Raw genomic sequence first — 26,439 nt, 5'->3', positions numbered from 1 at the left:
CGGTTGGGACGAACCACACCCAAGCTAGAGTGGACTAGACCAATCCGTCAAGGCTGTACGTCACCAATGTCCGTCTTCGAGCACCCGCTTGAGCACCTTCCCGGTGGCGTTGCGCGGCAGGTTGTCCACGAAAACGACGTCACGCGGCACCGCGAACCGGGCCAGTCGCTGGTGGACGTAGGTGCGCACGCTGTCGGCGTCGAGGTTCGACCCGGGCCGCAGCACGATGTACGCGGCCAGCCGCTGGCCATACTCACTGTCCGGGACACCGACCACCGCCGCGTCACGGACCTGCGGCAACGCGAGGAGAATCTCCTCCACCGGGCGCGGGAACACGTTCTCCCCACCGGACACGATCATCTCGTCGTCGCGCCCGGCAACGAACAACCGCCCGTCCGCGTCCAGATAGCCGCGGTCACCGGTGTCCATCAGCGTGTGCCGCAACGCGAGCTGACCGCCGTCGGTGTACCCGTCGAACAACATGTCGTTGCCCACGAAAATCCGCCCGATCGTGCCCGGCGGCGTGGCAAACCCATGGCTGTCCAGGATTCCGATGCGGGTACCGATCGGCGGGAGCCCGGCCGTGGTCCGCGCCGCGCGCAGGTCGGCCGGGTCGGCGATGGTCGCCCAAGAAACCTCGGTCGAGCCGTACAGGTTGTAGAGCACGTCCCCGAACGCATCCATGAACCGCTCGACCAACCGGCCCGGCAGGGCCGACCCGCTGCTGGCAACGACCCGCAAGGACGAGGTGTCGTACCGGGACCGCACGCTCTCCGGCAGATCCAGCATGCGTTGCAACATGATCGGCACCGCGAACATCGATGTGCACCGGTACTTGGCGATCGCCGCCAGCGCCGCCTGCGGGTCGAACCGCCGCTGCAGCACCAGGCTCGCCCGCAACGGCATGCCCAGCTGCAACGCGGCCAGCCCCCAGGTGTGGAACAGCGGGGCGGCCACGAACATCTTCTCCCCGGCCCGCAACGGGATCCGCGACAGCACCGCGGCGGCGTCGCCGAGACCGCGCGGCGTCGGACGGCGCGCACCCTTGGGAGAGCCCGAAGTTCCGGACGTCAGCACGACGATCCTGCCCGCTTTCGACGGCGGGGTCAGCTTCTCCCGTGACCCGCCGGCGATCAGCTCCTCGACCGTCAGCGCGTTGCCAGGGGCGTCCGACCACGTGCTGACCCGCGGGATCGGCTGCTCGATGAACTGGATCAGCGGGGCGAACTCGTCGTCGCTGAGCAGCACCGAGGGGTTGTGCAGGCGGACGACCTCGGCGACCTGGTTGGCGGCCAGCCCGGTGTTCAGCAGCACCACGTCCGCGCCGAGCTTGCCGCAGGCGATCAGCGACTCGATCATCGCGCCGTGGTTGCGGCACAGCAGCGCGACCCGGGACTGCGGGCCGACCCCGTACCGGGACAGCGAGTTGGCCAGCTGGTTGGTGCGGATCTCCACCTCACCGAACGTCCGGTGCGCGTGTTCGTCCTGGTAGGCGAGCTCATCCGGGCCGCGCGCGGACGATGCCTGGTAGCCGCCGGTCACGGTCGCACCCCAGCGCGCCAGCTGAGCCAGCTGCCTCAACGTGCGATCGGGCCGCGCCGGTGCCAGAACACCGGCCTTGATCAGGGTTTTCGCCACGCTCAACGCCGATCCGCGCGCCGACGAAGGATCACGGGGCTTGGGCGGCAGCGGGGCGGGCGTGCCGTCGAGGTGGTCGCTCAGCAGGCCGAAGGCCTCGTTGATCCGGCGGCGGGCCTGGGCGAGCGCGATCGGGAAGTGCTTGTCGCCGTCCGGCGCGATCAGGGTGAGCAGCACCTGGATCTCGGTGCCGCTGCGGGAGGTCTCGCGCAGCCGGATGGACAGCCGGTGCCTGCCCTCGCGCACGCTCGACCAGGTCAGGTGCTCGTCGTCACGGTAGATCAGCACCTCGACCTCGTCCTCGACCTCCACGCGCAGCAGGTAGCGCGCGCCACGGCCGCGCTGCGGGGTGATGCGCTCGACCCAGGTCAGTCCGCGGACGAACCTCGGGTACAGCTCGGGGTCGCCGATCACCTCCCACACCGTTGACGGTGGGTGGCTCACGACGGTCCGTTCTTCGACGTACTCGGATCGCATGGACCGGCCTTCCCATGACAGAGCTACTGATGGGTAGCAGTGTGCCGCTGACCGGTTCAAGGGGCTGGTCGGGTTCGACCAACCACTGTCGCCCAAATGGACTAGCCGGGGGAGCGTACCTGGGTTCGCGCAAGTCTAGGTGCCGGGCACCGCGCCCGGTTCGGCATTCCTTCGCCGGACACGGCATGACCTGGGCGAACACCACTCCAGATTAGTTCCGTCGCAGGTCAGCGCCGACTTGCAATGCAGCACGGGCATTGGTCAGGCCAGTGCCTGGCGCAGCTCCCGCTTGAGGATCTTGCCGACCGGGTTGCGCGGCAACGCATCGGTGAACTCGAACCGCTCGGGCAGCTTGAACGAGGCGATCCGGCGGCCGCGCAGGTACTCGAGCAGCTCGTCGGCGGTCGGCTCGGTGCCCGGCGCCGCCACGACCACCGCGCAGGTCCGTTCGCCGAGCACCGGGTCGGGCACGCCGATCACCGCGACATCGGCGACCGACGGGTGCGACTGCAGCAGGTTCTCCAGCTCGGCCGGGGCGATGTTCATCCCGCCGCGGATGATGATGTCCTTGGCGCGGTCGACATACCGGAGGTACTGGCCGTCGTCACCGGCGATCTCGAAGACGTCGCCGGTGCTGAAGTAGCCGTCCGCGTCGAACGGATCGCCGCCGGTGCCGGGCAGGTAGCCGGCGAACACGGTCGGGCCCTTGATCCGCAGCTCGCCGGGAACGCCGGGCTCGGTGATCTCTTTTCCCGCGGCGTCGGCGAGTTTCAGCGAGGTGCCGGGGAAACCCCGCCGCGGGAAGTAGCGGGCGCGCAGCTCCGGGTCGGGGAACTGGGCCGGCGCGGACAACAGGGCGACGCCTTCGTTGGAGCCGAAGAAGTTGATGATCGCGATGCCGTGGCGCTCCTGCCAGCCGCGGACCATCGCCTCGGGCAGCGGCGCCGAGCCGGAGCCGATCGCCCGCACGCTCGAGATGTCCACTGTGGACATGAGTTTCTCGTTGTGCAGCAGCATGGTCAGCAGGGCCGGTGGGGCGAGGGTGTAGGTGACGCGTTCGCTCGCCAGCTGGCCGAGGAACGTCGGCAGGTCGAACGGGTGGTGCAGGGCGAACACGCATCCGGTGCGCAGCCACGGGATCACCGTCCCGCCGAGCGCGGCCATGTTGATCACCGGGAACGGGTTGAGCAGCACGTCGTCCGCGGTCAGCTCCGGCGCCTTGGCACAGGGTTCGGCGATGGCGAGCCAGTCGTAGTGCGTGCGCGGCACGCCTTTCGGCGTCGACTCGGTGCCCGAGGTCCAGCAGATCGTCACGCAGTCGTTCGGGTCGAGCGGGTGCGGCTCGGGTTCGGCGGGCGGCTCGTTGTCCAGCGCCACAACGCCTTCCGGGACCTCGCCGAAGCCGAGCACGGTCATCTCGTGGCCGCCCAGCCGTTCGGGGAACGCGGTCACGATCGCCTTGAAGTCCGCCAGCTTGGGCAACAGGCTCAGCTCGTGTTCACGGTACTGAACCGGCAGGGGAGAGGCGACCGCGCCGATCCGGATCACCGCCAGCAGGCTCGCGACCAGCTCGACACTGTTGGGCATCTGCAGACCGACCACATCGCCCGGCTGGATCGCGTGCCGCTGCAGGGCGGCGGCGATCCGGTTCACCTCGGCGTCCAGCTCGGCGAAGGTCAGCCGCCGCACCGGCAGATCGCTGAACGCAGGTTTGTTGGGTGCGTCAACTATTGCCGGCCGGTCCGGGCGCTCGGCCGTCCGCGCCCGCAGCAGCGAGTCAATGGTGTCCGCGCGCCACCAGCCGCGTGCGGTGTAGTCGGCGACCCGGCCGGCGGGGTGCAGTCCCATGGCCGGAACTTAGCGTCCCGCACCGGAGGTCCGCCACCCTGGCACTAGCCGAAGTTCCAGCGGATTCCGGTGCGCGAGACCGGTTCGTGACACGAGGTGCAGCGCAGGTAGGGCGTCATCACGTTGGCGCAGGCGGTGTGGTTGATGGCGACGTCCGACCCGGGCGGCCCGGAGTACCAGCGCTGCCCCCAGTCCACCAGGAACGCGTAGACGCCGAAGAACGCCTGGCCCTTCGTGGTCAGCCGGTACTCGCCGCCCTTCTGGCAGAACACATCCAGCTCGGTGAACCGGCGCAGCCGGTCGGACAGGATGGACGGCGGCGGCCTGAGCTTCAGCTCGAACTCGGAGAACCGCCGGTAGCGCATGAAAGCCGCGGCCAGCACCACCGTGCTCCACCGGTCGCCGAGGATCTCCATGGTGGCGGGCAGGTAGGACAGTGCGTCGTCGCGCACCTCGCGCACGGTCTTGCGGTGCAGGCGAGGGCTGCTGACGTGGCCGAAGTTGGTGTTCTCCTGGCGGGTCATGATCGTGTCCCGCGCGGCCACCGGCGCCTTTCCGCAGTGCGTACAACCCAGTTCGACGTCCGCCGGCCTGCCGCAGCCGGCATGCACCAGCTCCGGTAAGGGATGCGGGCGCTGCACCCAGCTGCGTTCCCACGACCAGATGGACACCAGCAGCGGCCACAGGTCGATGGCCTTGGGCGTCAGCCGGTACTCCAGGCGGGTGCGGCCGTTGCGGTAGGGCACCGGTTCCAGCAGGTTGCCGGCCACCATCTCCTTGAGCCGCCCGGCCAGTACCGACTCGGACATCCCCAGCTCGTCGCGCCAGTCGGCGAACCGCCTGGTGTGCTTGAGGAAGGCGCGCTGCAAGATCAGCAGAGTCCACTGGTCGCCGATGGCGAGCAGCGCCTGTCCGATCGCGCTGGGTTGCACGGGTGCACCTTATCCGTTCAGAGCCGTGGATACCGTTGACACCTGACTTCGACTATCATAGCTTGGTTTCTCATGACCCACGTCGAACAGCCGGTTGCGGTCGCGCATGACCTCAGCACGGACAATCCTTACCTGCTCGGCGTGTACGCGCCGGTGGCCGAGGAGATCACCACCGGCGAGCTCGAGGTCATCGGCGAGATCCCCCATGACCTCAACGGTGTGTACCTGCGCAACGGGCCGAACCGGCAGTTCCCCGCGGCTGGACGTTATCACTGGTTCGACGGTGACGGCATGGTGCACGCGATGCACTTCGAGAACGGCAAAGCCAGGTACCGCAACAGATTTGTGCGGACTAAAGCGTTTAAGGCGGAGTCCGCGGCCGGCCGGGCGCTGTGGACCGGCGTGATGGAGAACCCGGCGGGCAACCCGTTCGGCAACACCCACGGCCTTGGGCTGAAGGACAGCGCCAACACCGACGTGATCTTCCACCGCGGCAAGGTGCTGGCGACCTGGTACCTCTGCGGGTCGCCGTACGCGCTGGACCCGTTGTCCCTGGAGACCATTGGCGCGGAGGACTTCCTCGGCACGCTGGCCGGGGACATGATGGCGCACCCCAAGGTGGACGAGGCCACCGGCGAGCTGTTCTGGTTCGACTACGGCCCGCAGCCGCCGTACCTGCGTTACGGCGTGATCAGTCCGGAAGGGACGGTCCGGCACGTCACCGGCATCGCCCTGCCCGGGCCGCGGCTGCCGCATGACATGGCGTTGACGGCCAACTACGCCGTGTTGATGGACCTGCCGTTGCTGCAGGACCAGGACGCCCGGCGGGCGGGCAAGTACCGGATCTCCTTCGACCGGTCGCTGCCGTCCCGGTTCGGCGTGGTTCCGCGCTACGGCACGGATGTTCGGTGGTTCGAGGCCAAGCCCTGTTACATCTACCATGTGGTGAACTCGTGGGAGGAGGGCGACGAGATCGTCATGGATGTGTGCCGGGTCAAGAACCCCAGTCACGTGCCCAGGACGCGCTCGCCGCTTGCCGCCATGCTCGCGTACCTGCGGCTCGACGCGCACCTCTACCGCTACCGGTTCAACCTGCGTACGGGGGAGACCGCCGAGAGTTCGCTGGACGACGGGAACATCGAGTTCCCGAGTGTGGACTCGCGGATCGTCAGCCGTCCGCACCGGTTCTCCTACAACATGCGTCTGTCCAATGACGACACTCTGTTGTTCGATGCGTTGGTGCGCTACGACTCCAGCACGGGCGAGAAGGTCACGCACGAGTTCGGCGCCGGCCGGTGGGGTTCCGAGGCGCCGTTCGCGCCGCGTGACGGATCGCGGGACGAGACCGACGGGTACCTGGTCAGCTTCATCACCGACGAACGCGAGGGGCGGTCCGAGGCCGGGATCTTCGACGCGGCCGACGTCTCGGCCGGCCCGGTCGCCCGAGTCCTGCTCCCGCAACGAGTCCCTGTCGGGTTCCACGCCACTTGGGTGAGGATGGACCAGCTTCGCTCATGAAACTCTCCGTGTCCTTGGGATATTGGCAGGACCGTCCGCCGGAGGAGGCCCTGGCCACCGCCATCCACGCGGACCGCTTGGGCTACCCGGAGCTGTGGCTGGGCGAGATGGCGACCTATGACGCCTTCGCTTTGGCGACGGCCGTTGGCCTTCGGACCACGCAGATCGGGTTGACCGTTGGGCCGCTTGCCGTTTCGGTGCGCGATCCGATGAGCATCGCGCGCGGGGCGGCCTCCGTGGCCGCCCTGACGGGGCGGCGGGTGGACGTGGCCATTGGAACGTCCAGTCCTGTCGTGGTTTCCGCCTGGCATGGCCGGGATCGCAGCCGGGCGGGCCGGGCGTTGCAGGAGTCGGCGGTCGTGTTGCGGCAGTTGCTCGACGGGGAGAAGTCGGACTTCGCGGGGTCGGTCGTGAGCAGCTCCGGGTACCGGCTCCGGCTGGCCCCGCCCAAGTCCTCGCTGACCATCGCCGCTTTCGGCGCCGGTGCGGTGAAGACGGCCGCCTTGTACGGGGATCGGTTGGTGCTCAACCTGTTGACGCCCGCGTCCGCCGGGGCTCTGGTGTCGCGGTTCCGGTCGGAGTCGCTGGGGCCGGTGGCGGCGTGGCTGGCGACGGCGGTGGATCCGGCGCCGGACGCGATCGAGCAGCTTCGCCGTGGGGTGGTGCCCTATCTGGCCGCGCCAGGGTACGGCGAGATGTTCATCGAGGCGGGATTCGGCTCTGTGGTCCGGTTCGCGCGGACCGGGCCGCATCCGCGGGCGCTGCTCGACGCCGTGCCGGTGGAACTGGTCAAGACGGTGTGCCTGCTCGGCAGCGCCGATGAGATCAGGGCGCGGATCGCCGAGTACGAGGCGGCCGGTGTCGCCGAGATCGCGCTCGTACCGTCCAGTGTGGACAGCGACCCTGGCGGGGCGCGTACATTGGCGGGACTGCGCTGACGGTGGCGAGAACCGGCCGAATTCCGGGCTATGGGTGCGAAAGGGCAGGCTTGGAGAGCTTTTCGCGAAGACCGCGTGCTTTCGGCCCGCTGAATTGATCAACATTGGCGGCATGAAGCTTCTGGTCGCCACGACCTTGGCGTTCTCGTTGTTGACTGTTCCCGCCGAAGCCGCCACGGCCCCCACCATCGCGTGGGGGCCGTGCTCGGACCAGGTCCTGGCCGCGGGCGGCGCGCAGTGCGGGACACTCGACGTCCCGATGGATCCGGCCGACCCATCGAGCCGGTCGATAACCCTTGCGGTGTCCCGGGTTCAGCACAAGACCGCGGTGTCCAAGGGAACCGTGATCGCGGTTGCGGACCCGTACACCGGCAGCGGCTACCAGTCGTCGCTGCTGGGCGCGCGGATGGCCGGCGGGGACTCGTTCGACTGGGTCGGGTTCGCGCGCCGCGGTCAGACCCCGAGCGTGCCCGCGCTGGCCTGCACGCCACCCGACCACTTCGCGTTCAACCGGCCCTCCTACATCGCGACCCCGATCACCGAGCCGCAGTGGACGGCTCGCGTCAAGAACTACGCCGACGCCTGCGCCGCCAACCAGCCTTCGTTGCTGGAGCACATGAAAACCGTGGACACCGCCGCGGACATGGATCTCATCCGAGCCGCCGTCGGCGCCGACCGGGTCAGCCTGTTCGCGCAGGCCTACGGCACCTACACCGCCGAGGTCTACGCATCCCGGTATTCCTCACGGGTGCAACGGATGGTGCTCGACACCGCCATCGACCCGGCCCGCGTCTGGTACCAGGCCGGGAACCTGGACCAGGACCAGCCGATGCAGCGTGACCTGGAGCTGTGGTTCGACTTCCTTGCCTCGCAGGACTCCGTGTACCACCTCGGCACCACAAAGGCTGCGGTGCAACAGGTCTGGTACGACCAGCTGCGCAAAGTCTCGCTGGAGCCGGCGGATGGTGTGATCGGCTACAGCGAGTGGATCGACCTGTTCCTGTTCACCGCCTTCACCCGGCAGACCTGGGAACTGCTCGGCGGTGCGTTCAGCAACTGGGTGCACAACGGTGATGGAGCGACCCTGCGCGCTCTGTTCAGCCAGTTCTACCTCGTCGGCGCCGACAACACTTACGGCACCCTCCTCGCCCAGATGTGCACCGACGCCCCCTGGCCCGCCTCATGGACCCAGTGGCGCAACGACACCTGGTCGGTCTTCCCCCAAGCCCGCGACACCGCCTGGGGCAACACCTGGTTCACCGCCCCCTGCCTCTACTGGCACGCCAAACCAGGTACGCCGGTCGCGGTCGGTGGCACGGCAAGCACCTTGCTGGTCACCGAGTCCCTGAACGTCGTCGCCTCCGTCGACAGCAGCCTCGAAGTCCGCTCCCGCTTCCCCAACTCCGCGTTGGTGACAGTGCCAGGCGGCATCTCGTTCGCGAACGCCCTGACCGGAAACGCTTGCGTGGACGGCACGATCGCCACTTTCCTGGCCGCGGGCACCCTGCCCACCCGCAAACCCGGCCGCCAGCCCGACGCAACCTGTTAACCAGGCAAGTCGCAGTACGGGTACAGCTCGGTCCGGGCATCGTCGGCGGCCGCCGGCGTGCCCGGATTGGGCGCTATCCAGGTGTCGCGTTCACCGGGGAGCATGAGGACGTCGGCGGAAGCTCAGGCGCGGGCGCGGAGGGCGGCGGCGGCCCAGGTGCACCAGGCCTCCTGCTCGCGTTCGTACATCCGGCCCCGCGTTCCGGCGAGGTACGGGCCGATGTTCTCGGCCGTGCGGAGGTACATCTCCTCGGGCTGGCCGTTGCGGAGTTTGGCCAGTTGTTCGTCGAGGTAGTCGGCTTTGGCCTTGGACTGGGCCGCGCGCTGGTCGAGTTGCTCGGCGAGTTTCTCGGGGTCGGCCGCGTGCGCGCCGTAGGCCTTCACCAGGAGATCGTCGCGGATGGAGGTCGGTTTGGTGGGGGCGAGGGTGAAGCGGGTCAGCTCGTCGAGGCCGGCGTCGGTGAGGGCGAACACGCGTTTGTTGGGGCGGCCCTGCTGGACCACCTCGTGGCCGGTGAGCAGGCCGTCGGCCTCGAGCTTGGCCAGCTCGACGTAGAGCTGCTGGGACGCGGCGTGCCAGAACGACGACACCCCGAGGTCGAACAGCTTGGTCAGCTGGTACCCGCTCAGTTCGCGGTCCAGCAGCGCTGCCAGCAGGGCGTGCCGAAGAGCCATGTGTCTCCCGTCTCTTGTGGCCAGGGTACTCAAGGATATGATTACTCAAGAAATTGAGTATGGGAGGCGCGCGTGAAGCTCGGATTCCACACCGGCTACTGGTCGGCCGGCCCGCCCGAGGGCGTGCAGGAGGCCATCGCCGAGGCCGAACGGCTGGGTCTCGACTCGATCTGGGCGGCCGAGGCGTACGGGTCGGACTGCCTGACGCCGCTGGCCTGGTGGGGAGCGAGCACCAGCACGGTCCGGCTGGGCACGAACATCCTGCAGATGTCCGCGCGCACCCCGACCGCGACCGCGATGGCCGCGCTCACCCTGGACCACCTCTCCGGCGGCCGGTTCGTGCTGGGCATCGGCGCGTCCGGCCCGCAGGTCGTCGAGGGCTGGTACGGCCAGGCCTACCCCAAGCCGCTCGCCCGCACCCGCGAGTACATCGACATCGTGCGCAAAGTCGTTGCGCGCGAACGGGTCCAGTACGACGGCCAGTTCTTCCAGCTGCCCTACCATGGCGGCACCGGACTGGGCAAGCCGTTGAAGTCCACAGTGCATCCACTCAGGACGGACATCCCGATCTTCCTGGCCGCCGAGGGACCCAAGAACGTCGCGCTGGCCGCGGAGATCGCCGACGGCTGGCTGCCGATGTTCTTCTCCCCGCGCAGCAACGACTTCTACCAGGCCGCGCTGCGGGAGGGCTTCGCCCGCGAGGGTGCTCGCCGGAGTTTCGACACGTTCGAGATCCCCGCGTTCCTGCCGGTCATCGTCAACGACGACGTGGAGAAGGCCGCCGACTGGGTGCGTCCGATGCTCGCGCTGTACATCGGCGGGATGGGCGCCAAGGGCGCAAACTTCCACTTCGACGTGTTCGTCCGGCTGGGCTACGAGGCCGACTGCGTCAAGATCCAGGAGCTGTACCTGGACGGCCACAAGGCCGAGGCGATGGCCGCCGTGCCGACCGCGATGGTCGAGGACATCGCGCTGGTCGGACCACTGGCCAAGATCCGGGACGAGCTGTCCGCATGGCGGGAGAGCGTCGTCACGTCCCTGCTGGTGAACACCGATGTGGCCACCCTGCGGGCCCTCGCGGAGATCGTCTGATGAGCAGCACCCCGGCCCCGCCCAGTGCTCCCGCCCAGTGGGAGGCGTGGAAACGCAAGGAGACCCCGCCCGTCGAGCAGGTCAGGGATGGCCTGTGGTCGGTGCCCGTGCCGATCCCGCACAACCCCTTGCGGTACACGATCAGTTACATTTCCGAGGGCGCGGCCGGGCTGCTGGTCGTCGACCCGGGCTGGTTCGCGCCGGAGACGTACGACGCGCTGACCGCGGGCCTGGGCGTGATCGGGGCATCAGTGTCCGATGTGGCCGGTGTGGTGGTCACCCACGTGCACGCCGACCACCACGGGCTGTCCGGGCGGATCCGCGAGGAGTCCGGTGCGTGGGTGGCGATGCACCCCGCCGAGGTGGAGACCCTGCCGGTCCGGTTCTCCGAGACGCTTTCGTCCACAGCGGACCGTGACTGGCTGACCCGCAGCGGCATGCCCGCGGACACCGCGGAGGCACTGCAGTTCTCCCGGGCAAGCATGAAACCGTTCCTGGACATGGTGGTTCCGGACGTGCTGCTGTCCGATGGGGACGTTGTGCCGCACGGCGAGAAGACCCTGCGCGCGATCTGGACCCCGGGTCACACCCCCGGACACCTGTGCCTGTACGACTCGGCCAGGGACGTCCTGCTGACCGGCGACCACGTGCTGCCGCGGATCAGCCCGAACATCGGCCTGACGTTCGCCGAGGACGACCCCCTGTCGAGCTTCATAGCTTCACTCGAACGTGTGGCGGAGTTCGAGTCCGCTGAGATCCTGCCCGCGCACGAATACCGGTTCCGCGGCATCTCGGCGCGGACCGTGGCGCTGATCGAGCACCACAAGGAGCGCTGCGACGAGATCACGGCGGTGCTGCGGGAGCTGGGTGAGGCGTCGGCGTGGGACGTCACCGAGCGGCTGACCTGGTCGCGTGGCTGGGAGAACGTCAAGGGCGTCATGCGCCGGGGTGCGCTGGCCGAGACGTGCGCGCACCTGCAGTTCATGTGGAAACGCGGCGACGTGGAGATGGTCGACGGCGAGGTTCGCCGCTGGCGCAACGGAATCTAGCCGTTCGCTCCCACGAACGCGGCACACACCCTGGACGTACGGGGAACTCACCCGGGAGGAACGGGGGACACGCCCGGGAGGAACGGGGGACACGCCCGGGAGGAACGGGGGACACGCCGTCGGTGAGTGTGGGACACGGGGGCGGTGAGTGTGGGACATGCGGGGTTGGGGTGGGCTGATGCAGGACGCCGGCCTGCCCGGTGGTCGGGCAGGCCGGCGCTCCGCGTCTGTGACTAGGCGTCTTCGCCCAGGTCGGCGAGGGCCTGCTTGACCTTCGCGACCTCTGCCTCGAGCTCGCGCAGCCGCGACTCGTGCTGCTCGCGCGCCGCGTTGATCACCTCGGCGATCTTCTCGGCGATCTCCGGGTGCAGCTCCTGGGCGGCCTTGGCGACCGCCGCGGCCGGGACGGAGAGCCCCTGCACGACCCGCGTGGTGCCGTGCATCAGGTCGGCCTGCCAGTTGCCGTCCAGGGTGCCCGTGACCGTCAGCGTCAGCTCGACGGTGCGGGTCTTCTTCGCGGTGCTCTTGGTGCGAGTGCCGCGCTTGGGCTTCTCCTCGGGTTCCACGGCCTCTGCCGCTTCGGAGCCGTTGGTGCCCTGTCCGTTGGTCGAGGCAGGCACCTCCTCGTCACCGGGAGCGCTTGCCGCCTCGGCGGTTGGAGCGGTCATCCTGGTCCTTTCGTGGTCACGTGGAGGGGGACCCACATCCTAGAACACGTGTTCGACCGTGTGTGTCCGAGGGGGTCCTCAGAACACTATCCCGATAGGGTCGGCCGCGTGAGCGGAGGCCTGCTGGTGGCCGGGACGTCGTCGGACGCCGGCAAGAGTGTGCTGGTCGCGGGGCTGTGCCGGTGGCTGGCCCGGCAAGGGGTCCGGGTGGCCCCGTTCAAGGCGCAGAACATGTCGAACAACTCCGTGGTGACCCTGGAAGGCGGCGAGATCGGCCGCGCACAGGCACTGCAGGCGACCGCGGCGGGCCTGGCGCCGAGCGTCCGGTTCAACCCGGTCCTGCTGAAGCCGGGCGGCGACCGCAGTTCCCAGGTAGTGGTACTCGGCAAGGCGGTCGGGCACGCGACGGCGATGTCCTATCGCGAGCGCAAACCCGAGCTGTTCGAGACCGTGCTGTCCACTCTCGAGGGCCTGCGCGCCGAGTTCGACGTGGTGATCTGTGAGGGTGCGGGGTCGCCGACGGAGATCAACCTCCGGGCCGACGACATCGCCAACATGGGCCTCGCGAGGGCCGCTGACCTGCCGGTTCTCGTGGTCGGGGATATTGATCGAGGGGGTGTGTTCGCCCATCTCTACGGGACTCTGGCGCTGCTGTCGCCCGCGGACCAGGCGCTCGTGGCCGGGTTCGTGATCAACAAGTTCCGGGGGGACCCGGCGTTGCTGCAGCCTGGGTTGGACCAGTTGCTGTCGCTGACCGGGCGGCCGGTGTTCGGGGTCGTGCCCTGGAACCGGGATTTGTGGCTGGATGCCGAGGATTCCCTGTCGTATACCCCCGATCGGGTAGTTGGGCGGCCGCGCGGGCCGGTGGGCGAGGACTGGTTGCGGGTTGCGGTGGTTCGGTTGCCGCGGATCTCGAATGGGACCGACGTGGAGGCTTTGGCTTGTGAGCCTGGGGTTTCCGTGCGGTTTGTGACTGAGCCTTCCCGGCTGGCCGATGCGGATCTCGTGGTGTTGCCGGGGTCCAAGGCGACCGTGAATGACCTGGAGTGGTTGCGGGGGAACGGGCTTGCCGACGCTGTGGTGGCGCATGCCCGGCAAGGGAAGCCCCTTATGGGGATATGTGGTGGGTTTCAGATGTTGGCTGCTGGGATTGTTGACTCGGTGGAGTCCGGGGTTGGTGCTGTCGCGGGGTTGGGGTTGGTGGATGTGGATGTTGAGTTCGGGGTGCAGAAGGTGCTGGCGCGGCCGGACGGGGTGGCTTTTGGGGCTGTCGCCACGGGTTATGAGATTCATCATGGGCGGGTGGTTCGGCGCGGTGATCTCGACGGGTTGGTGCGGTTGGCTGATGGTTCGGTCGAGGGGGCTTTGGTGGGGGGTGTCGCGGGGACGCACTGGCACGGGTTGCTGGAGAATGATGAGGTTCGGCGGGGCTTTCTGCGGTGGGCCGCCGGGTGGGCCGGGCGGGATTTCGTTGTGGCGGAGGGGACTGAGTTCGCCGCGGTTCGGGAGGGGCAGCTGGACTTGCTGGCCGACTTGGTTGAGACACACTTGGATACTGGGGGGTTGCGGCGGCTTCTGGCGGAGGGGGCTCCCGGTGGGTTGCCCGTTTTGCCTCCGGGGGCGCCTTAGGTTTGGCTTGGGTGCCCTAGGTTTGGCTTTTAGGTGGCGTTGACTGGGTGGGTGGAAAGAAGCGCTCGCCGCGCGGCAGCGCCACCCAGAGGGATGAGGGGCCGTGCCCTCTTCCTCCGGTATGGCCTGCCCGGAGGGAACCACATCTGTCAAGTGGGGGCCGGGCTTCCAGCGGGGTGCCGGTCCGTATGGCTTTTGCTTGTGGTTGCGTGCCGCTCCGGACCGGCGATTGGTTTTCAGGCCCCCACTTGACAGATGCGGTTGCGCAAGCGCCAGGCCATACCGGAGGAAGAGGGCACGAAGGCGGGGTTTGGGCGCTGCGCTTGGGCTTTGCGTCCGCGGATGCGGATGCGAAGCCTTGCGGTTGCGGTTGCGGATGCGGGCTTTGCGCTTGTGGATGCGGATGCATGCTTTGCGATGTGGATGCACTGGCTTTGCGCTGTGCTCGCGGATGCAGATTCCGGGGTGTGGGCGGGCTGACAGGCGGGGGGATACGTGGGGCTTGGGCTTGGGCTTGGGCTGATGGGCGGGGTGGGTGGCTATTTTGGCTCGGGCTCGGGCTCGGGCTCGGGGTGGGGTGGTGGTTCGTGGGTGGGTGGCGGTGTGGGGTGGGCGGTGATCGTTGTCTGGTGGACAGGGGTGGGGGATTCGGTTGGCCTGGGTGGGTGATTCCACTTTGGTCATATGGGTGCGAGTATTGGGTGTTGACAACGTTGTCAGACCTCCGTCCCCTGCAGGAGTGTGTTGATATGCGTGCTCTCGCCGCGATATCGGCCTTCGCGGCGGCGCTTGCGTTCGCCGCCATCCCCGCAGTCGCGCCTGTCGCCGCTGCGGTCACTGACCCCGCCCAGTACGTCAACGCCTTCGTCGGGACCCGGCCCGGTGGGCCTGATTTCGGCCATGGTGGAGGCGCCGGGATGACCTTCCCGGGGGCCGACGCGCCCTTCGGGATGCTCCAGTGGTCCCCGGACACCGTGACCCACCAGCACGGTGGTTACACCTACGACGACAACCGGATCCGTGGGTTCAGCCTGACCCACATCTCGGGCCCGGGCTGCAGCGACTACGGGAACATCCCGTTCATGCCCGCCCTCGGCTCCAGTCCGGTCAGCCAGTACACCTTCAACCACGCCAACGAGTCCGCGTCGCCCGGTTACTACTCGGTGACCTTCGACAACGGGCTGCGGACCGAGCTGACCACGACCCAGCGGTCGGGGATGGCGAGGTTCACCTATCCGGCCGGGCAGCGCGCGTCGCTGAGTGTGGACGCGGCCAAGGCGTTCAACTCGGCGAGTGGGTCGATCACGATCGGGAGCAACACGTTGTCCGGGTACACGGATGGCGGTGGCTTCTGTGGCGCTGGGAACCGGTACCGGATCTACTTCCAGGCCACGTTCGACCAGCCGTTCAGCAGCTCGGGTGTGGCCAGCGCCGATGGGAAGGTCGACACCTCGCGTAAGTCGATCGAGGGTGCCAGCAAGGGCACGGTGCCCGCGTCGCCGAAGACCGCGCAGCAGCAGTCTGGTGTGGACAGTCGTAAGGCTCCGGCGCCGACGGCGGTGACCGGGGATGCGCAGATCCAGGCGGCGGCCGCCTTCGTGTCGTTCAACAGCAGCACTGTGACCGCCCGGGTGGGGATCAGCTTCGTGAGCCTGGCCAATGCGCAGGCCAACCTGAGTGCTGAGCAGGGCTCGAAGAGCTTCGACGAGGTTCGCAACGGGACCCGCAACGCTTGGAACGGGTATCTGGGGCGGATCAACGTGTCCGGTGGCACGGACACCCAGCTGCGTACGATGTACACGGCGCTGTACCACTCGTTGTTGCACCCCAACGTGTTCAGTGATGTCAATGGTCAGTACATGGGCTTTGACAACCAGGTTCACTCGACGGTGAGCGGGCATGTCCAGTACGCCAACTTCTCCGGGTGGGATGTCTACCGGTCGCAGGTTGCGCTGGTGGCGTTGTTGGCGCCCAGTGAGGCCGCGGATATCGCGCAGTCGGCGATCAACCAGGCCAAGTATGGTGGGTACTTCGATCGGTGGACGGTGGCCAACGGTGGTACCGGTGTCATGAACGGCGACCCGATCTCGGCCATTGTCTCCACAATGTACGCGTTTGGTGGCACCGACTTTGACGCGGCCGATGGTCTGAACCGGATTGTGGCTGGTGTCAACGATGTCCGGCAGCGGCCCGGGTGGTTGCAGTACAACCAATATGGGTATGTGCCGACGGGCTTGCCGGATGTGTGGGGATCGGCTTCGACGACGCTGGAGTACACCAGCGCCGACTTCGCCATCTCGCAGTTCGCCGCCAGGCTCGGGGATTCCACCAACGCCGAGTACTTCCTGCGGCGGGCGCAGAACTGGCGCAGCCTGTTCGAGTCCGGCAGCAAGTACCTGCAGCCGCGCAACACCGACACCTCGTTCCCGGCGTTCAGTCCGACCCAGCAGAACGAGTACGTCGAAGGCAATGCCGGTCAGTACACCTGGTTGGTGCCGTTCAACTACCGTGGTCTGTTCGATGCGATGGGCGGCAACGCGGCCGTCACGCCCAGGCTGGACTCGTTCTTCTCCGAGCTGAACGCGGGCCCGAACAAGAACGCGGCCTACCTGGGTAACGAGCCGACGTTGAACACGCCGTGGGCGTACGCATACGCGGGTGCGCCCTACAAGACGCAGGACATTGTCCGCCGTGCGTTGACGTCGATTTTCAAGCCCATCCCGGAAGGCATGGTGGGCAACGACGATCTCGGTGAGATGTCCTCGTGGGCGGTGTGGGCCGCGATCGGTATGTACCCGGAGGCGCCAGGGCGCGCCGAACTGGTGCTGGCCAGCCCTCAGTTCCCGTCGACGACGATCACCCGCGGCAACGGCAAGACGATCACGATCAACGCGCCGGGCGCCTCGGATTCCGCCAAATATGTGCAGAGTCTGCGGGTGAACGGCGCCACGTCGAACCGGGCGTGGCTGCCGGAGTCCTTTGTGGCCAATGGTGGCACGCTCGACTACACCCTCGGCACGTCCCCGAACACCTCGTGGGCGTCCGCGGCGAGCGATGCGCCGCCGTCGTTCGACGTGGGTCCGGTGCCGTCGCGGACCGGGGCGGTCGTCGGGCTGGCGAACAAGTGCCTGGACGGTGACCCGAGCAACAACAGCAACGGCGCTGTCGTCCGGCTCTGGGACTGCAACAGTTCCGCGGCCCAGCAATGGACTCGGGCGTCCGACGGCACGATGCGGGCGTTGGGCCGGTGCCTGGACGTCAGCGGCAGCGGCCGGAACAACAACACCAAGGTCCAATTGTGGGACTGCAACGGCACCGGTGCCCAGCAGTGGTGGCCGAAGTCCAACGGCTCGTTGGTGAACTCGCCGTCCGGCAAGTGCCTGGATGTCCCGAACAGCAACACCGCCAACGGCATTCAGCTGCAGATCTACGACTGCAACAACACCGGCGCGCAGGTCTGGCGCGTGCCCTAGTCCGCCAGGTGGAGGTCGCGGCCCTGGAACCGTTCCAGGTCCGCGACCTCGGCCAGCACCGCCGACCGGTCGACCGGTTCGAAGTCCTCGATCTCGATCACCCCGGACCGGTTGCGCCACGTGCCCACGATCCGGCCGTCGGCCACGATCGTGGGCTTGATCAACCCGCCACCGGCGTTGACCCGCTTCGCGAACTCCGCCGCGACCGGCCTTTCCCGGTACCCCAGAACGAACGTGTCGAACGCGGGCAGCAGCCGCAGACCGTCCATTCTGGACTCTGTAGCGTCGGGCGCGACCTGGCGGGCCTGGCCAAGTGGAATTCCGGCCCAGAAGGCGAAATCCTCGGGAGTGGCCGGACCGAAAGCCGAGTGGTAACGACGTCCCAGTTCCTGGAGCGGGTCGGCGGGGGTGAACCGGTCGCTGACGAACTCGTCCATGAGCACATAGGACGGTTCGTCCTTGGCCAGGTCCGGTCCGCGGCAGACCAGCCCGGAAGCGGCGGCGTAACCCATCATGTGCGCGGGCGCCTGCCCCCTGGGCTCGATCGGGACCCCGCTGGAAATCAGCCGCTGAACCACCTCCGCGCGGCTCAACGCCGTCCCGGTCAGAATCTCCTTCAGCGCGGGCAAAGCACGCGCGCACAACGCATCGGTGAGCCCCAGCTCGGCCCGGCGCCGACGTTGCCCCTGAATGAACCGCGGCCCGAAGAACGCCGTGAGCCAGTGCACATCACGAGCCGCGACCATGTGCAAAGTCCCGCGCATCAACCAGGTCCGCACCACAACACCCTCCGCGCACGCCTGAGTGACGTCCGTAGCCGTAAGACCGTGTGTGCGAGGCCGGACCGAGAGACGGCAGGCCGCGGTGTCCTGAGCCTGCAACCCACCCGAAGCCACCACGGCATCGAGCACAGTGGAATGCCGTCCATCCAGCCCCTGAGCGAACATCCGCCGGCCACCCTCGGTCATGGCGCGGAATCTATCTCAGCCGGTAGCTCACCGCGAAAGCCGGGAACGGCCCGGACTCGGATGACCGGACGTATGTGGCTGCGCGGGCTGACGGTTGTCCCACACCGGTCTGAAGCGCCGTTTGGTGGCAGGTGCTGGATCGCCGCCAGGAAGCCGGGTCTCGCGGGCGATCGGGACGGTATCCGGGGAGTCCGCTGTGGACTCCAGCTCTCCAACAACCCGTAGCAGTGGATGTGCGACTCGCGGTGATGGTGCTGCACCATCGAGGTGAAGGCTGCTTCGTCCAAGTTGTCCATACCGCGGTTGCAGGCTTTCTCCCTACTGCGTCTGATGGACAGTCGTAGGGGAAAACATCGGGGATATTCAGGGATCATCCGGATGCCTGGGATCGGCGGGGTTCGACACACTTCTGCGCGAGGGGGATCGCCGGCGATCCCGTTGTGTGCACAGATCCAGTCCAAGTAGGGGGAGCCGTCATGGCCACGCCTGTCGATACCGCACGCCCGCTTCCGCCGCCGCCACCCGGCCCGAAGACGAGCACAAGACGTTCACGGTGGCTCTTACCCGCGTTGCTGGTGGTCGGCTGGTTGGTGTTCGCCATGGTGGGCAGCCCGTACCAGAGCAAGCTCAGCGAGGTCATGGAGAACTCCAACTCCGCGTTCCTGCCGAAGTCCGCGGAGGCCACCAAGGTCGACGAGCTGGTCAAGGGGTTCGCCGAGCGCGAGGACATCGCCGGGATCCTGTTGTTCGAGCGGGAGACCGGCGTCACCGACGCGGACCGGCAGTTCATCGCCGGCCGGCTGGCCGAGGTCAAGGACATGACGATCGGGCAGCAGAACGTCAGCCTCGCCGACCGTGTGTCACCGGTCATCCCGGCCCAGGACGGCAAGGCCGCGCAGGTTCTCGTGGCGTTCCCGGAGGAGCTGCACGACCAGGTGCCCGGCGCGACCAACAAGCTCAGGGAGATCACCAAGGCCGGTGTCCCCAGTGGGCTCACCGTGTTCGTCACCGGTGAGGCCGGGATCTCCGCCGACTTCTCGGAAGCGTTCGACGACATCGACGGAATGCTGCTGTGGGTGGCGATCGCGGTGGTCGTCGGCATTCTGATCCTGATCTACCGCAGTCCGCTGCTGCCGCTCGTCGTGCTGATGTCCGGCGGGTTCGCGCTGATCACCGCGTCGATGGCGGTCTACTTCCTGACCAAGGCCGGCGTGCTGACGTTGAACGGGCAGAGTCAGGGCATCCTGATGGTCCTCGTGCTCGGCGCGGCCACCGACTACGCGCTGCTGCTCGTCTCCCGTTACCGCGAGGAACTCCGGCTCAACGCCAGCAAGTACGAGGCCATGCGCAAGAGCCTCCGCGCGTGCGTCGAACCGCTTGTCGCCTCGGGCGGAACGGTGATCCTGGGTCTGCTGTGCCTGTTGCTGTCCGACCTGAACAGCAACAAGAGCCTCGGCCCGGTCGCCGCCATCGGCATCCTGGCGTCCCTGCTCACCGCGCTGACCTTCCTGCCCGCGATGCTGGTTCTGCTCGGCCGGGGCGCGTTCTGGCCGTTCCGCCCCAAGGAGGGCACGGTCGGCAGCGAGTCCAAGGGCATCTGGGCGCGCGTGGCCACGCTGGTCGGCAACAAGCCGCGCCTGGTCGGCGCCGGGACCGCCGTCGTGCTGCTCGGCTGCCTCGCGTTCCTGCCCCAGTTCAAGGCCGATGGCCTGCAGTTCTCCGACGCGTTCACCAGCAAGACCGAGTCGGTGCGCGGGATGGAGGCGTTCGCCAAGCACTACCCGGCCGGCACCGGCACACCGACCACGATCATCACCAAGTCGGACTATGCGGGCCGGGTCGCCGACGCCGCCCGGACCGTGCCCGGGGTGGCCTCCGTCGAGGTCCAGCCCAAGATCGTGAACGGCCTGCAGGTGGTGGACGCGACCCTGGACGACGATCCGTCGTCGACCGCCGCCCAGACCACCGTCCAACGTCTGCGCACGTCCGTGCACGGCATCCCGGGCGCTGACGCGCTGGTCGGCGGGGCGACGGCGGCGTGGCTGGACACACATGACACGTCCGTCCGCGACCTCCAGGTGATCATCCCGGTGGTGCTCGTGGTGATCCTGCTGGTCCTGGCCCTGCTGTTGCGGTCGCTGGTCGCGCCCGTGCTGCTCACGCTCACCGTGGCCATCTCGTACGGCGCCACGCTCGGGGTCGGCGCCCTGGTGTTCGAGCACATCTTCGGGTTCGCCAACTCCGACCCGAGCCTGCCGATGTTCGCGTTCGTGTTCCTGGTCGCCCTGGGCATCGACTACAACATCTTCCTGATGACCCGGGTCCGCGAGGAGGCCCAGAAACTGGGCACCAGGCAGGGCACGCTCAAGGGCCTGGCGGTGACCGGAGGCGTGATCACCTCGGCGGGGGTGGTCCTGGCGGCCACGTTCGGGGCGCTGGCCCTGCTGCCGATGGTGTTCCTGGTGCAGATGGCCTTCCTGGTGGCGTTCGGTGTGTTGATGGACACCCTGATCGTCCGGTCGCTGCTCGTCCCGGCGCTGACCCTGCAGATCGGCCGCAAGATCTGGTGGCCGAGCAAGCTGGCGAAGGGCCGCGCCTAGTTTGGTCGATGGGCGCGCGGGATGCGACGATGCCTGAGGCGAGGGTGTGGGAGGAAACCGGTGCGACTCCGGTGCGGTCCCGCCACTGTGACCGGCTGATGCCGGGAGCCAGACACTCCGCTCCTCGCTTCGGGCCCGCTCCCGCGCGCCCGGACGTCGACTTCGGGCGCGGACACCCGGGGAAGGACCTGGCGGATGCTCTTCCCGTTCTCTGCCGTTGTCGGTCATGACGATCTGCGGATGGCCCTGTTGCTCAACGCGGTCCATCCGGGGATCGGGGGAGTGCTGGTCCGGGGGGAGAAGGGCACCGCGAAGTCGACCATCGTGCGGGCCCTCGCCGCCCTGTTGCCCGCGGTGAACGTCGTGCCCGGCTGCCGGTTCGCCTGCGACCCGGCCAACCCGGATCCGAACTGCCCGGACGCGCCGCACACCGGCACCGGCACCCGGCCCGCGCGGCTGGTCGAACTGCCGGTGGGGGCGACCGAGGACCGGCTGGTCGGGTCACTCGATCTGGAGAAAGCTCTCACCGAAGGTGTGCGTGCATACCAGCCGGGTCTGCTGGCGGCTGCGCACCGTGGCGTCCTGTACGTCGATGAGGTGAACCTGCTGCACGACCACCTCGTCGACCTGCTGCTCGACGCGGCCGCGATGGGCCGCGCGCATGTCGAACGGGAGGGCGTGTCGGTCTCGCACGCGGCGAGCTTCCTGCTGGTCGGCACGATGAACCCGGAGGAGGGCGAGCTGCGGCCGCAGCTGCTCGACCGGTTCGGCCTGACCGTGCACGTGCTCTCGTCGCGCGATGTGGCCGTGCGTACCGAGGTCATCCGGCGGCGGCTGGCGTTCGAGGCCGACCCGGCCGGGTTCGCCTCGGCCTGGGCCGCCAAGGACGCTGAGCTGGCTGAACAGATTGTGGCGGCGCGGGCGCAGTTGCCGAAGGTGTCGTTGCCGGACAGCGAGGTGCGCCGGATCGCCGCTGTGTGTGCGGCTTTCGAGGTCGACGGAATGCGCGCGGACCTTGTCGTCGCGCGAACCGCGGTGGCGCACGCGGCCTGGCGGGGTGCGGACACGGTCGAGGAGGCGGACGTCGAGGTCGCGGTCCGGCTGGCGCTGCCGCACCGCCGTCGCCGCGATCCCTTTGACGAACCCGGAATCGACGAGCAGCAGCTGCAGGACGCCATGCGGGACGCCGCCGAGCAGGCCGACGAGCCCGAGCCTGACCCTGATCCGGATGGTCCGGATGACGGCGGTGGTCAGCTGCCCGAGGGCACCTCACCGCCGTCGTCGTCAGGGAACGGTGGCGGCGAACAGCCTCCCGTCCCGCCTTCGCCCGCGTTCCGGGCGCGGCTGTTGCAGGTTCCCGGGATCGGTGAAGGCGCGCCCGGACGGCGATCCCGCGCCACCGCCCGCAACGGCTACACGGTTCGAGCGTCTACTGTGGACGGTAACGGCCTGCACCTCGTTGGGACCATGTCCGCTGCCGCGCCTTACCAAGCGGCGCGTGGCCGTGAGGGCGCCGGGCTCCTGTTGAAGGCGGGCGACCTCAGGCTGGCGGTTCGTGAGGGCAAGGAAAGCAACCTCGTTCTGTTCTGTGTGGACGCTTCCGGCTCGATGGCCGCCCGCAAGCGGATGTCCGCTGTGACCGGCGCGGTGCTTTCGCTGCTGCGGGATGCCTATCAGCGCAGGGACAAGGTCGGCGTGGTCACCTTCCGTGGCACCGCTGCCGAAGTGACCTTGCCGCCAACGTCCTCTGTGGACGCTGCCGCCGCAAGGCTGAAACGGTTGCGCACCGGCGGCCGGACTCCGCTCGCGGACGGGCTGCTGCGGGTGCGCCGAGTGCTTGCCGCGGAACGACTTCGCGACCCGCGCCGACGGCCTTTGCTGGTCCTGCTGACCGATGGCCGCGCGACCCAGACCGCGGGCGGGCGCGACCCGTTCGAGGACGCCATGCGCGCGGCCGGACTGCTTGCGGCGGACGGGATCGCGACCATCGTCGTGGACTGTGAGCAGGGCCCGGTCCGGCTCGGCCTGGCGCCCCGGCTCGCCGAGGCGATCGGCGGGACGAGCATCCGGCTGGCCGAGCTGTCCGCCGACCAGGTCACCGGAGTCGTCCGAGCCGCCCGAGCCGCGTGAGGAGAGCCAAGTGCCGCAAGGAAAACCCGCTGTCGTGCCGGAGGACGGCCTGACCACCCGGCAGCGCCGCAACCGCCCGCTGGTCATGCTGCACACCGGTGAGATGAAGGGCAAGTCCACCGCCGCGTTCGGGCTGGCCCTGCGTGGCTGGAACCAGGGCTGGCCGATCGGCGTGTTCCAGTTCGTCAAGTCGGCCAAGTGGAAGGTGGGCGAGGAGAACGCTTTCCGTGCGCTGGGCCGGTTGCACGACGAGACCGGCGAGGGCGCGCCGGTGGAGTGGCACAAGATGGGCGAAGGCTGGTCCTGGAGCCGCAAGCAGGGCACCGAGGAGGACCACGCGGCGGCTGCGTTGGAGGGCTGGCGGGAGATCGCCCGGCGGCTGGCCGACGAACGCCATGGCCTGTACGTGCTGGACGAGTTCACCTATCCGCTGCACTGGGGCTGGGTCGACGTGGACGAGGTGGTGTCCACCCTGGCCGGCCGCCCGGGTCACCAGCACGTGGTGATCACCGGACGGCACGCGCCGCAGGCCCTGATCGACGCCGCGGACCTCGTCGTGACCATGACCAAGGTCAAACACCCGATGGACGCGGGCCAGAAAGGCCAGCGCGGCATCGAGTGGTGAGCTGCTAGAACTCGACCGGCAGTGAGTCGAGGCGGTGGCCGAAGGGGCGGATCACGGTCAGGTCCGCCGCCCCGCCCCGGTGGATGCCCGGGAACCGGTCGAGCAGGATCCTGAAGCACTCGTGCGACTCGACCCGGGCGAGCGCGGCGCCCAGGCAGTAGTACGAGCCCATGCCGAAGGCCAGGTGCCGGTTGTTCTCCCGGGTGATGTCGAACCGCCGCGGCTGCGGGAACACGGCCGGATCGTGGTTGCCGGTGTACAACGCGAGGAACACGTGCTCGCCGACCGGCAGGTCGTGCCCGGCGATCGTGACCGGCTCGACGGTCTCCCGCACCACCGTGGTGACCGGGCCGTCGAACCGCAGCATCTCCTCGACGGCGGACTGGGTCAGCTCTGGCCGGGACTTGAGCAGCTCCAGCTGGTCCGGGTTGTCCAGCAACAGGTTGAGCCCGTGCGCGATCAGGTTGGCCGTGGTCTCGTGCCCGGCGAACAGCAGCAGCACGCAGTTGGCGACGATCTCGTCCTCGTTCACCACGCCCTCCCGCTCGGCCACGGTGAACATGGTGATCAGGTCCGCACGCGGCCGCGCCCGCCGGTCGGCGACGATCCCGCGCAGGTAGTCCTGCATCTCCAGCACGCTGACCTGGCTGGCCCGCAGCCGTTCGGCGGTGGCGTTCTGGAACACCGCGGCGATCTGCCGCGACCATTCCCGCAGCTTGTGCCGGTCGGCGGCCGGCATGCCGAACATGTCGGCGATGATGTTGGCGGGCAACGGGTAGGCGAGATCCCGGACGACGTCCATCCGGCCGTCGAGGGCGTCGAGCAACTCGCCGGTCAGCTCCCGGACCCGGGGCCGCAGCCCGTTCACGGTGGCCGGGGTGAAGTAGCGCTTGAGCAGCTTCTGGAACCGGTGGTGGCCCTCGGCGGTGGTGTGGCCCATCCACATGTCGATCGAGGTGCGCAGCGGCCGCAGCTCCGCCTGCTCGGCCTCGGTGAGCTGTTCGAACCCCTGGGTGGCGTTGGCGGCCCGCAGACCGCCGTCGCGCAGTGCGGCCAGGACGGTGTCGTAGCCGGTGACCAGGTAGGCGCCCAGCGCCGGGACCCGGCTCAACGGTGCCTCGGCGGCGATCTCGAGCAGGTACTCGGCCGAGTCCTGCTCGTCACGCAGGTCGTAGGACGGAATGGTGGTGGTCGGATTCCCCATACGACCAGTGTCCTCGCCGACCGGGTCGCTGTGTGATCATCCGACTACATTTTGTCGCCACCTAGTATCACCAGACGTGACTGCTCGTCTGGTGATCGCTGCTCCCGCTTCCGGTACCGGCAAGACGACGGTGGCAACCGGGCTGATGGCGGCCCTGACCCGGCGGGGTACCAGGGTCGCGCCGTTCAAGGTCGGCCCGGACTACATCGACCCCGGCTACCACACGCTCGCCGCCGGACGGCCCGGCCGCAACCTGGATCCCGTGCTGGTCGGGGAACACCAGGTCGCGCCGCTGTTCGCACGCGGTGCCGAGGGCGCGGACATCGCGGTGATCGAGGGTGTGATGGGCATGTTCGACGGCCGGCACCCCACCTCGGACTTCGGCTCGACCGCGCACCTGGCGAAGTTGCTGCAGGCGCCGGTGGTGCTTGTGGTGGACGCGTGGGGGCAGGCGCGGAGCATGGCGGCGCTGGTGCACGGGTTCCGGGTGTTCGACCCCGAGGTGCGGCTGGCCGGGGTGATCGCCAACCGCGTCGGGTCGACGTATCACGCGGAGATCCTGACGCAGGCGTGCGAGGAGGTCGGGTTGCCGCTGCTGGGGGCGTTGCGGCGGGCGGACGCGCTCGCGGTGCCGTCCCGGCATCTGGGGTTGGTGACCGCCGCGGAGCACGGGCCCGAAGCCATCCGCGCGATCGACTCCATGGCGCATTTGGTGGCGGGTGGGGTGGACCTGGACGCGGTCGTCGCGTTGGCGCAGCAGGCCGGACCACTGGACGCTCAGCCGTGGCAGCCGGACGTGGAACCGGTGGGACGGCCGGTGATCGCGGTCGCCGGCGGGGCCGCGTTCACGTTCGGTTACGCCGAGCACCCCGAGATCCTGGCGGCTGCCGGTGCCGAGGTCGCGGTGTTCGACCCGTTGCACGACAAGGCATTGCCCGAGGGAACTCAGGGTTTGGTGCTGCCCGGCGGATTTCCCGAGCAGCACGCGGTGGGGCTGTCCGAGAACGCCTCGCTGCGGGCGGCGGTGGCGGCGTTCGACGGGCCGGTGCACGCCGAGTGCGGCGGGTTGTTGTTCCTGGTCAAGAGCCTGGACGGGCATCCGATGTGCGGGGTGCTGCACGCCACGGCGGAGATGACGCCGACCCTGTCGCTCGGCTACCGCGATGCCGTCGCGCCCGGCGATTCGGTGCTGTGCGGGGCGGGAACGCGGTGGACCGGGCACGAGTTCCACCGGACCGTCGTGCGCCCAGGCCAGGGTGAACAGCCGGCGTGGATCTGGCGGGACCGGGCCGGGGATGCAGTGCGTGAGGGGTTCGTGCATGGCCGTGTCCACGCGTCCTACCTGCACACTCACCCCGCCGCGAACCCGGCCGCGATAGCCCGGTTCGTGCGGTCGTGCGCATAGGTGGCAGGGTAGGGGCCTACCG

The 26,439-nt window shown here is 68.6% G+C and carries 18 protein-coding genes and 1 riboswitch; of the genes, 11 read left to right on the top strand and 7 right to left on the bottom strand.

The window, feature by feature from the left end; genetic code table 11:
* Positions 1 to 60: 60 nt before the first annotated feature.
* The 3 genes from AB0J95_RS34020 to AB0J95_RS34010 form a co-directional block, all read right to left on the bottom strand.
* Complete coding sequence (locus AB0J95_RS34020; protein ID WP_364767267.1) at positions 61 to 2,115, bottom strand: AMP-binding protein; 2,055 nt, start codon at positions 2,113 to 2,115, stop codon at positions 61 to 63.
* Between the two features lie 261 nt (positions 2,116 to 2,376).
* Positions 2,377 to 3,963 carry a class I adenylate-forming enzyme family protein gene (locus tag AB0J95_RS34015; protein WP_364767264.1) on the bottom strand — a complete coding sequence of 529 codons (1,587 nt, stop codon included), beginning with the start codon at positions 3,961 to 3,963 and terminating at the stop codon, positions 2,377 to 2,379.
* 44 nt (positions 3,964 to 4,007) lie between these two features.
* Positions 4,008 to 4,895: a helix-turn-helix domain-containing protein gene (locus AB0J95_RS34010; RefSeq protein WP_364767261.1), complete on the bottom strand. Its 888-nt coding sequence runs from the start codon at positions 4,893 to 4,895 to the stop codon at positions 4,008 to 4,010.
* Between the two features lie 72 nt (positions 4,896 to 4,967).
* Here AB0J95_RS34010 and AB0J95_RS34005 point away from each other — a divergent pair, with 72 nt between their 5' ends.
* The 3 genes from AB0J95_RS34005 (at position 4,968) to AB0J95_RS33995 (ending at position 8,900) form a co-directional block, all read left to right on the top strand.
* Positions 4,968 to 6,413 (top strand): carotenoid oxygenase family protein, encoded by a 1,446-nt coding sequence (locus AB0J95_RS34005; RefSeq protein WP_364767258.1) that lies wholly within the window; start codon positions 4,968 to 4,970, stop codon positions 6,411 to 6,413.
* Positions 6,410 to 7,351, top strand: coding sequence for an LLM class F420-dependent oxidoreductase (locus AB0J95_RS34000; protein WP_364767255.1), 942 nt, complete (start codon positions 6,410 to 6,412; stop codon positions 7,349 to 7,351). The genes AB0J95_RS34005 and AB0J95_RS34000 overlap by 4 nt, the downstream gene beginning before the upstream one ends.
* Positions 7,352 to 7,463: 112 nt before the next feature.
* Positions 7,464 to 8,900, top strand: coding sequence for an alpha/beta fold hydrolase (locus AB0J95_RS33995; protein WP_364767252.1), 1,437 nt, complete (start codon positions 7,464 to 7,466; stop codon positions 8,898 to 8,900).
* A gap of 122 nt (positions 8,901 to 9,022) precedes the next feature.
* Here the strand turns inward: AB0J95_RS33995 and AB0J95_RS33990 are convergent, their stop codons facing one another.
* On the bottom strand, positions 9,023 to 9,574 hold the full coding sequence (locus AB0J95_RS33990) for a PadR family transcriptional regulator (RefSeq protein ID WP_364767249.1): 552 nt from the start codon (positions 9,572 to 9,574) through the stop codon (positions 9,023 to 9,025).
* 72 nt (positions 9,575 to 9,646) lie between these two features.
* On the opposite strand from AB0J95_RS33990, the gene AB0J95_RS33985 reads away from it, so the two are divergent.
* Both AB0J95_RS33985 and AB0J95_RS33980 read left to right on the top strand, forming a co-directional pair.
* The gene (locus AB0J95_RS33985) at positions 9,647 to 10,666 is read left to right on the top strand and encodes an LLM class F420-dependent oxidoreductase (RefSeq protein WP_364767246.1); all 1,020 of its coding nucleotides are present in this window, start codon (positions 9,647 to 9,649) and stop codon (positions 10,664 to 10,666) included.
* Positions 10,666 to 11,715 (top strand): MBL fold metallo-hydrolase, encoded by a 1,050-nt coding sequence (locus AB0J95_RS33980; RefSeq protein ID WP_364767243.1) that lies wholly within the window; start codon positions 10,666 to 10,668, stop codon positions 11,713 to 11,715. Before AB0J95_RS33985 ends, AB0J95_RS33980 begins: the two co-directional genes overlap by 1 nt.
* Positions 11,716 to 11,948: 233 nt before the next feature.
* On the opposite strand, the gene AB0J95_RS33975 is transcribed toward AB0J95_RS33980, so the two are convergent.
* Positions 11,949 to 12,383, bottom strand: coding sequence for a DUF6319 family protein (locus AB0J95_RS33975; protein ID WP_364767240.1), 435 nt, complete (start codon positions 12,381 to 12,383; stop codon positions 11,949 to 11,951).
* Positions 12,384 to 12,491: 108 nt separating this feature from the next.
* Between AB0J95_RS33975 and AB0J95_RS33970 the strand changes: the two genes are divergently transcribed.
* Together AB0J95_RS33970 and AB0J95_RS33965 are read left to right on the top strand one after the other, a co-directional pair.
* Entirely contained in the window at positions 12,492 to 14,012 is a 1,521-nt protein-coding gene (locus AB0J95_RS33970) for a cobyric acid synthase (RefSeq protein WP_364767237.1), read from the top strand.
* Between the two features lie 749 nt (positions 14,013 to 14,761).
* Complete coding sequence (locus AB0J95_RS33965; protein ID WP_364767234.1) at positions 14,762 to 17,485, top strand: lectin; 2,724 nt, start codon at positions 14,762 to 14,764, stop codon at positions 17,483 to 17,485.
* Here AB0J95_RS33965 and AB0J95_RS33960 read toward each other — a convergent pair.
* Entirely contained in the window at positions 17,482 to 18,453 is a 972-nt protein-coding gene (locus tag AB0J95_RS33960; protein WP_364767231.1) for a winged helix DNA-binding domain-containing protein, read from the bottom strand. The genes AB0J95_RS33965 and AB0J95_RS33960 overlap by 4 nt on opposite strands.
* A 599-nt stretch (positions 18,454 to 19,052) precedes the next feature.
* Here AB0J95_RS33960 and AB0J95_RS33955 point away from each other — a divergent pair.
* From AB0J95_RS33955 to cobO, 3 genes are all read left to right on the top strand, one after another.
* On the top strand, positions 19,053 to 21,053 hold the full coding sequence (locus tag AB0J95_RS33955) for an MMPL family transporter (RefSeq protein WP_364767795.1): 2,001 nt from the start codon (positions 19,053 to 19,055) through the stop codon (positions 21,051 to 21,053).
* 50 nt (positions 21,054 to 21,103) lie between these two features.
* Positions 21,104 to 21,171: riboswitch (cobalamin riboswitch) on the top strand.
* A 77-nt stretch (positions 21,172 to 21,248) separates the two neighbouring features.
* Positions 21,249 to 23,183, top strand: a complete 1,935-nt coding sequence (locus AB0J95_RS33950) for a putative cobaltochelatase (RefSeq protein WP_364767228.1) — start codon at positions 21,249 to 21,251, stop codon at positions 23,181 to 23,183.
* 10 nt (positions 23,184 to 23,193) lie between these two features.
* Positions 23,194 to 23,808: a cob(I)yrinic acid a,c-diamide adenosyltransferase gene (cobO, locus tag AB0J95_RS33945; RefSeq protein WP_364767225.1), complete on the top strand. Its 615-nt coding sequence runs from the start codon at positions 23,194 to 23,196 to the stop codon at positions 23,806 to 23,808.
* Between the two features lie 4 nt (positions 23,809 to 23,812).
* Here the strand turns inward: cobO and AB0J95_RS33940 are convergent, their stop codons facing one another.
* The gene (locus AB0J95_RS33940; protein ID WP_364767221.1) at positions 23,813 to 25,012 is read right to left on the bottom strand and encodes a cytochrome P450; all 1,200 of its coding nucleotides are present in this window, start codon (positions 25,010 to 25,012) and stop codon (positions 23,813 to 23,815) included.
* A gap of 76 nt (positions 25,013 to 25,088) precedes the next feature.
* Here AB0J95_RS33940 and AB0J95_RS33935 point away from each other — a divergent pair, with 76 nt between their 5' ends.
* Positions 25,089 to 26,417 (top strand): cobyrinate a,c-diamide synthase, encoded by a 1,329-nt coding sequence (locus tag AB0J95_RS33935; protein ID WP_364767218.1) that lies wholly within the window; start codon positions 25,089 to 25,091, stop codon positions 26,415 to 26,417.
* The last annotated feature ends 22 nt before the right edge of the window (positions 26,418 to 26,439 follow it).

The sequence above is a fragment of the Actinocrispum sp. NPDC049592 genome (genome assembly GCF_040675465.1).
GTDB lineage: Bacteria > Actinomycetota > Actinomycetes > Mycobacteriales > Pseudonocardiaceae > Kibdelosporangium.
Note: the sequence above shows the minus strand (reverse complement) of the source record. Positions and strands in the feature narration are given on the sequence as shown.